This window comes from Pseudomonas sp. NPDC089534 (assembly GCF_044749305.1).
Classification (GTDB): Bacteria; Pseudomonadota; Gammaproteobacteria; order Pseudomonadales; family Pseudomonadaceae; genus Aquipseudomonas; species Aquipseudomonas ekonensis.
Window position 1 is genome coordinate 1 of sequence record NZ_JBIVHR010000151.1, and the last position, 8,226, is coordinate 8,226.

General features: G+C 64.9%; 4 protein-coding genes and 1 pseudogene. All 5 read right to left on the minus strand.

What is annotated here, in order from left to right; genetic code table 11:
• Positions 1-227 (minus strand): annotated as a pseudogene (locus ACIP0B_RS27155) (glutamate synthase small subunit); the annotation flags it as partial.
• A 31-nt stretch (positions 228-258) separates the two neighbouring features.
• Positions 259-4,704, minus strand: coding sequence for a glutamate synthase large subunit (gene gltB / locus ACIP0B_RS27160; RefSeq protein ID WP_400838007.1), 4,446 nt, complete (start codon positions 4,702-4,704; stop codon positions 259-261).
• A gap of 350 nt (positions 4,705-5,054) precedes the next feature.
• Positions 5,055-6,662, minus strand: a complete 1,608-nt coding sequence (locus ACIP0B_RS27165; RefSeq protein ID WP_400838010.1) for an AAA family ATPase — start codon at positions 6,660-6,662, stop codon at positions 5,055-5,057.
• A 10-nt stretch (positions 6,663-6,672) separates the two neighbouring features.
• Complete coding sequence (aroB, locus tag ACIP0B_RS27170; RefSeq protein WP_400838013.1) at positions 6,673-7,773, minus strand: 3-dehydroquinate synthase; 1,101 nt, start codon at positions 7,771-7,773, stop codon at positions 6,673-6,675.
• Positions 7,774-7,905: 132 nt separating this feature from the next.
• Positions 7,906-8,226 (minus strand): shikimate kinase (locus ACIP0B_RS27175; protein ID WP_400838016.1); only part of this gene is annotated, 321 nt, incomplete at its 5' end.

Below are 8,226 nucleotides of genomic sequence, written 5' to 3' on the forward strand. Positions count from 1 at the left end.
TCTACCAGCTTCAGCCAGTTGGGAATGAAGTTGTGCACCGGGCACTTCCATTCGCAGTACGGGTTGCCGCAACCCAGGCAGCGGTGGGCCTGGTCGGCCGACTGCTGGGGTTTGAACGGTTCGTAGATCTCGACGAACTCTTTCTTGCGCTGACGCAACAGTTTCTTCTTCGGATCCTTGCGCCCGACATCGATGAACTGGAAGTCGTTATTCAGACGTTCAGCCATTGTTAAAACCTCATCAAACTCTTCAGGCGCATCACTGCGGGTTGGCACGGGTGCTGGAAAGCAACGATTTCAGGTTGGCGGCCTTCGGCTTGACCAACCAGAAACGGCGCAGGTAATCGTCGAGGTTCTCGGCGAGTTCACGACCCCACTCGCTGTCGGTTTCCGCGACGTACTCGTTCAGCACGTTCTGCAGGTGGCTGCGATAGGCCTCCATCGCCTCGCCGCTGATCCGCTGGATCTCCACCAGTTCGTGGTTGACCCGGTCAACGAAGGTGTTGTCCTGGTCGAGCACGTAGGCGAATCCGCCGGTCATGCCGGAGCCGAAGTTGTAGCCGGTCTTGCCCAGGACGCAGACGAAGCCGCCGGTCATGTACTCGCAGCAGTGATCGCCGGTGCCTTCCACGACCGTGTGGGCACCGGAGTTGCGCACGGCGAAACGCTCGCCTGCGGTGCCGGCGGCGAACAGCTTGCCGCCGGTGGCGCCGTACAGGCAGGTGTTGCCGATGATGGCGCTGTTCTGAGTCTGATAGGCGCTGCCCTTGGGCGGCACGATGGTCAGCTTGCCGCCGGTCATGCCTTTGCCGACGTAGTCGTTGGCGTCGCCTTCCAGGTGCATGTTCAGGCCGCCGGCGTTCCACACGCCGAAGCTCTGGCCCGCCGTGCCCTTGAAGCGGAAGGTGATCGGCGCCTTGGCCATTCCCTGGTTGCCGTGCTTGCGCGCGATTTCGCCGGAGATCCGCGCACCGATCGAACGGTCGCAGTTGCAGATGTCCAGGCTGAATTCGGCGCCGCTGAGGTCGTTGATCGCCGCGGTCGCCATTTCGACCATTTTCTCGGCCAGCAGGCCCTGATCGAACGGCGGGTTGCGCTCCACGCCGCAGAACTGAGGCTTGTCCTCCGGCACGTGGTCGCTGCCCAGCAGCGGGGTCAGGTCCAGGTGGTGCTGCTTCTCGGTCTGTCCTTCGAGCACGTCCAGCAGGTCGGTGCGGCCGATCAGCTCTTCGAGGGAGCGCACGCCGAGCTTGGCCAACCACTCGCGGGTCTCTTCGGCGACGTAGGTGAAGAAGTTCACCACCATGTCGACGGTGCCGATGTAGTGGTCCTTGCGCAGCTTCTCGTTCTGGGTCGCCACGCCGGTGGCGCAGTTGTTCAGGTGGCAGATGCGCAGGTACTTGCAGCCCAGGGCGATCATCGGCGCGGTGCCGAAGCCGAAGCTTTCGGCGCCGAGGATCGCGGCCTTGATCACGTCGAGGCCGGTCTTCAGGCCGCCGTCGGTCTGCACCCGCACCTTGCCGCGCAGGTCGTTGCCGCGCAGGGTCTGGTGGGTCTCGGCCAGGCCGAGCTCCCACGGCGCGCCGGCGTACTTGATCGAGGTCAGCGGCGAAGCGCCGGTGCCGCCGTCGTAGCCGGAGATGGTGATCAGGTCGGCATAGGCCTTGGCCACGCCGGCGGCGATGGTGCCGACGCCCGCTTCAGCCACCAGTTTCACCGAGACCAGCGCCTGGGGGTTGACCTGCTTCAGGTCGAAGATCAGTTGCGACAGGTCTTCGATCGAATAGATGTCGTGGTGCGGCGGCGGCGAAATCAGGGTCACGCCCGGCACCGCATAGCGCAGCTTGGCGATCAGGCCGTTGACCTTGCCGCCCGGCAGCTGACCGCCCTCGCCCGGCTTGGCGCCCTGGGCGACCTTGATCTGCAGCACTTCGGCGTTGACCAGGTACTCCGGGGTCACCCCGAAACGGCCGGTCGCGACCTGCTTGATCTTCGAGCTCTTGAGGGTGCCGTAACGCGCCGGATCCTCACCGCCTTCACCGGAGTTGGAACGCGCGCCGAGGCGGTTCATGGCTTCGGCCAGGGCTTCGTGGGCCTCAGGCGACAGCGCGCCGAGGGAGATGCCGGCGGAATCGAAGCGCTTGAGCACCGACTCCAGCGGTTCGATCTCGCCAAGGTCCAGCGGCTTGTCGAGGGTCTTGACCTTGAGCAGGTCGCGGATCATCGACACCGGACGGTTGTCCACCAGCGAGGTGTATTCCTTGAACTTGGCGTAGTCGCCCTGCTGCACCGCGGCCTGCAGGGTGTTGACCACGTCCGGGTTGTACGCGTGGTATTCGCCGCCGTGGACGAACTTCAGCAGGCCGCCCTGCTGGATCGGCTTGCGCGGACTCCAGGCCTCGGTCGCCAGGGCCTTCTGCTCGGCTTCGATGTCGACGAAACGCGCACCCTTGATCCGGCTCGGCACGCCGCGGAAGCTCAGGTTGCACACTTCCTCCGACAGGCCGATGGCCTCGAACAGCTGGGCGCCGCGGTACGAGGCGATGGTGGAGATGCCCATCTTCGACAGGATCTTGAGCAGGCCCTTGGTGATGCCCTTGCGGTAGTTCTTGAACACCTCGTAGAGGTCGCCCAGCACTTCGCCGGTGCGGATCAGGTCGCCCAGCACCTCATAGGCCAGGAACGGGTAGACCGCCGACGCGCCGAAGCCGATCAGCACCGCAAAGTGATGCGGGTCGCGGGCGGTGGCGGTCTCGACGAGGATGTTGGAGTCGCAGCGCAGGCCCTTTTCGGTCAGGCGGTGGTGCACCGCGCCGGTGGCCAGCGAAGCGTGGATCGGCAGCTTGCCCGGCGCGATGTGGCGGTCGCTCAGGACGATCTGGGTGCGGCCGGCGCGCACGGCCTCTTCGGCCTGGTCGGCGACATTGCGGATCGCCGCTTCGAGGCCGACGCTTTCGTCGTAGTTCAGGTCGATGATGTGCCGCTCGAACCCCGGACGGTCGAGGTTCATCAGCGAACGCCACTTGGCCGGCGAGATGACCGGCGAGCTGAGGATCACGCGGGAGGCGTGCTCCGGCGATTCCTGGAAGATGTTGCGCTCGGCGCCGAGGCAGATTTCCAGCGACATCACGATCGCTTCGCGCAGCGGGTCGATCGGCGGGTTGGTCACCTGGGCGAACTGCTGACGGAAATAGTCGTAAGGCGTGCGCACGCGCTGGGACAGCACGGCCATCGGCGTGTCGTCGCCCATCGAGCCGACGGCTTCGTAGCCTTGCTCGCCGAGCGGACGCAGCACTTGGTCGCGTTCCTCGAACGTCACCTGGTACATCTTCATGTACTGCTTGAGCTGGTCGACGTCGTAGAAGGCCGAACCGTGGTCGTTGTCTTCCATGGTCGCCTGGATGCGCAGGGCGTTCTTGCGCAGCCATTGCTTGTACGGATGGCGGGACTTGAGACGGTTGTCGATGGCGTCGGTGTCGAGGATCTGGCCGGTTTCGGTGTCCACGGCGAAGATCTGGCCAGGGCCGACGCGGCCCTTGGCGAGCACGTCTTCAGGCTGGTAGTTCCAGACGCCGATCTCGGACGCCAGGGTGATGAAACCGTTTTTGGTGGTGACCCAGCGCGCCGGGCGCAGGCCGTTGCGGTCGAGCAGGCACACGGCGTAGCGGCCGTCGGTCATCACCACGCCCGCAGGGCCGTCCCACGGCTCCATGTGCATCGAGTTGTACTCGTAGAACGCACGCAGGTCCGGATCCATGGTCTCGACGTTCTGCCAGGCCGGCGGAATGATCATCCGCACGCCGCGGAACAGGTCGATGCCGCCGGTGACCATCAGTTCGAGCATGTTGTCCATGCTCGAGGAGTCGGAACCGACGCGGTTGACCAGCGGGCCGAGCTCTTCCAGATCCATCAGATCGTTGGTGAACTTGGTGCGGCGGGCCTGGGCCCAGTTGCGGTTGCCGGTGATGGTGTTGATCTCGCCGTTGTGGGCGAGGAAGCGGAACGGCTGGGCCAGCGGCCATTTCGGCAGGGTGTTGGTGGAGAAGCGCTGGTGGAACACGCAGATCGCGGTCTGCAGGCGCTCATCGCTGAGGTCCGGATAAAAGGCGGTCAAATCCGCCGGCATCATCAGGCCTTTATAGATGATGGTCTTGTGGGAAAAGCTGCAGATGTAGTGGTCGGTGTCGGCGGCGTTGGCCACGGACGAGCGACGGCGGGCGCTGAACAGCTTGACCGCCATGTCCTGATCGCTCAGGCCTTCGCCGCCGATATACACCTGCTCGATCTGCGGCAGGCGCTCCAGGGCCAGGCGGCCGAGGACGCTGGTGTCGATCGGCACCTTGCGCCAGCCGATCAGTTGCAGGCCTTCGGCCAGGATCTCGCGGTTCATGTTTTCGCGAGCGGCTTCGGCCTTGGCCGGATCCTGATTGAAGAAGACCATGCCCACGGCGTATTGCTTGGGCAGTTCGGTGCTGAAGGCTTCCTGGGCGATGGCGCGCAGGAACGCATCAGGCTTTTGAATCAGCAGACCGCAACCGTCGCCGGTCTTGCCGTCCGCGTTGATCCCACCGCGGTGGGTCATGCAGGTCAGGGCCTCGATGGCCGTTTGCAATAGGGTATGACTGGGCTCGCCCTGCATGTGGGCTATCAGGCCGAAGCCGCAGTTATCCTTGAATTCATCTGGTTGGTACAGACCTGCTTTCATAGACACTTTCTCACCAGGCTGCCTCTTTTCGAGGCAAATTTCTTTTCAATTCAACCACTTGCATCTCGCGCCGAACGTACGCCGGCTTTGCGGGGGCAAAAGGGTGGTCATTGTACACAGCGACACAGAGGCTCACAAATTTGACGACGAAATGTCGCAAATTCATGTCGCGTTTGTGAAATGTTTAAAGCGATCTGCTGTGCTAGTCAAAACTTTTTTGGTTCTGACCGCAACGACTCAAAGACTACTGTGACGCAGACACCACAAGGCACGCGACCTTGGGAGGAAGCGCGCACTCGTGGAGATTTTGAGGTGCCGGGAGAGGCGGCCTGGGTAAGGCCGCCGAATCTTCAGCGAGTTGTAGCCAGTTCCTGTTGGACGCTGGCGACAGTGCGAGGCCAAGGTTTACCAGCCTGAACCTTCGCTGGCAAGGCCTTGATGGCAGAAACGGCCGCATCACGGTTGGCGAAGCTGCCGTAGGTGATCACGTAGAGAGGCTTGCCGTTGAGGACTTTCTTGAAATAGCGGTACTCGCCGCCCTGCTCCTTGACGAAGCTTTGCGCGGTCGCCTCGGAGCTGGTGCCGAGGATCTGCACCACGTAGTTGCCCGGCGCCTGGCCGGCGTACCAGCTGCCGCCGGCAGCCTTGGCGACCGGCTTCTCAGCGGGCTTCTCGGCCGGTTTGGCGGCCGCCACAGGCTTGGCCGGCGCCGGGGCAGGCTTGGCCGCAGGTGCGACAGGGGCAGGCTTGGCGACGGCGACCTGGGTCGGGGCCGGCGCAGGCTTCGCGGCAGGCACCGGCACAGGCACCGGAACCGGGGTCGGCGCAGGGCCGGCCGGCACACCCGCCGGCGGCGCGGTGGGGGTCACGGTCGGCGGCGTGGCGCTGGAGCCTTCGACAGGCACGCCGTCGTCGCCTTCGGTGATTCCGCCGGCCGCTTCGGCCAGAGGGCCGCGCATCACCGGCTGCGAGTTGCCGACCAACGGCAGCGGCATCGGCTGGGTATTGCCGTTGAACTCGACGGACGGCGCACCGCCCTGACCGCCCTGCCCCAGCGGCAGCTGGGCCTGTTCATTGGCCGGCGCACCGGCGGTCGGCGCCTTGCTGCGACCCGGCATCAGCCAGGCGGCGGCAACCGCGACCACGACCACGGCGGAAATCGCCAATACGTGTTTCTTCGGCATGTTGAACCCCATACTTGGACGCTTGACCGCAGTGCGGCTGGCGATCATGGCTTCGATCATCGCATCGCGGGCGACCTGGTTGATGTTGCCCGGCCAGCCCTCGGAGCTTTCGTGAATATCAGAGATCTGATCCGCGGTGAAAAGTTCGATGCCGCGGCCTGCGCCTTCGAGCCGCTGGTCGAGGTACTCGCGGGTCTCCTCTTCCGTGTACGGCTGCAGCTCGATGACATGGAAGCGTTCTTCCTCAAGCTGCAGCGCGTCGAGCTGGGCGATCAGCGACGATTCACCGAACAGGAACACGTGCGGACGGCCTTCCGGCGCGCCGGCGCCCAAGGCCATCAGGGCCTCGAGGGCCGACTCGTCGAGCTGCTCGGCGTCGTCCACCAGCAGGTAGACTTCCTGACCGGTCAGCGCCAGCTGCACCACCTGGGCGAGGATCGCATTGACTTCGGCCTGGGCCACGTCCAGCGCCTGGGCCACTTGGCGCAGCACGCCCGCCGCATCGCCGGCGCCGCGGGCCGAGACGACGACGCTCTGCACCGACTGCTTGTTGGTGCTGGCCACCAGCGCCTGGCGCAACAGGGTCTTGCCGCTGCCCTGGGGGCCGGTGACCACCAGCAGCAACTGGCTGTAGCGCGCCAGGTGGTGCAGCTGACCCAGCACCGGCTTGCGCTGGGCCGGGAAGAATTTGAAGCCCGGCACCCTTGGCGCGAACGGGTCGTGACTTAACTGGAAATGGCCGAGGAACGCCTCGTCGGCATGCAAACTGGTCATCGGAATCCTATCAACCTTTAAGCTGAGCCAGGGCGCGGTAATCCGCTCCCAGCGTGGCCTGTAGAACCTCTTTCGGATAATCGTCGGTCACCACCGCTTCGCCCATCCGGCGCAGCAGCACCAGGCGCAAGCGACCGTCGATCACTTTCTTGTCAATTGCCATGTGTTCGAGGAAATCGGCCTCGGTCATCTCTTCGGGCGGCACCACCGGCAGGCCGGCGCGCTGGAACAGGCGGATGCCGCGGTCACGCTCCTGGGCGCTGATCCAGCCCAGGCGCGCGGACATCTCCAGGGCCATGACCGTACCGGCCGCGACCGCCTCGCCATGCAACCAGACACCATAGCCCATGTGGGTCTCGACGGCGTGGCCGAAGGTATGGCCAAGGTTGAGGGTGGCGCGCACGCCGGACTCCCGCTCGTCGGCGCCGACCACGGCGGCCTTGGCCGCGCAGGAGCGTTCGATGGCATAGGTCAGCGCCTGCGGGTCGAGGTTGCGCAGCTTGTCGACGTTGTCTTCGAGCCAGGCCAGGAACGGTTCGTCGCAGATAAGCCCGTACTTGATGACTTCCGCCAGGCCGGCGGACAGCTCGCGCGCCGGCAAGGTCTTGAGCGAGGCGGTGTCGATCAGCACCACGTTCGGCTGGTAGAACGCGCCGACCATGTTCTTGCCCAGCGGGTGGTTGATCCCGGTCTTGCCGCCCACCGACGAATCGACCTGGGACAGCAGCGTGGTGGGGATCTGGATGAAGTCGACGCCGCGCTGGTAGCAGGCGGCCGCAAAGCCGGCCATGTCGCCGATCACCCCGCCGCCCAGGGCGATCACGGTGGTGCGGCGGTCATGACGGGCGGTCAGCAGACCGTCGAAGATCAGCTGCAGGGTTTCCCAGTTCTTGTGCGCCTCACCGTCGGGCAGCACCACGGAGATCACCGAATACGGCGCCAGAGTGCGGGTCAGACGCTCAAGATAGAGCGGCGCAACGGTCTCGTTGGAGATGATCGCCACTTGCCGCCCATGGATATGCGGAGCCAACAGTTCAGGCCGGTCCAACAGGCCTTCGCCAATATGAATCGGGTAGCTGCGCTCGCCCAGATCGACCTTGAGTGTCTGCATGTGTCCCCACAGTGAAGATGGCTGAATTAACGGATGCCCGCGCCCTTTGCCGGTAGACGCCGCTCGCACGCCATCCGCCACACCCCCGGCGGCATGACGGGACGCCGAGGATAGCGCATTTCGTGCGGCGCTTTAACGGGGCGGAAGCTGCTGCAGACGGTCGAGGATGTCGAGCACCACCATGCGCGGTGGCCGCTCGTCGGTTTCCACCACCAGATCGGCGATTTCCCGGTACAGCGGGTCGCGGATCGCCAGCAGGTCGCGCAGGGTCTTTTCCGGATCGGCGGTACGCAGCAACGGACGGTTGCGGTCGCGGGACGTGCGCCCGACCTGCTGCTCGACGGAGGCGTGCAGGTACACCACCCGCCCGCCCTCGTGCAGGGCCTTGCGGTTGGCGTCGCGCATGAGCTCCTCGGCGGAGCGCGAACGCACCCGCTCCATGTACTTGACCAG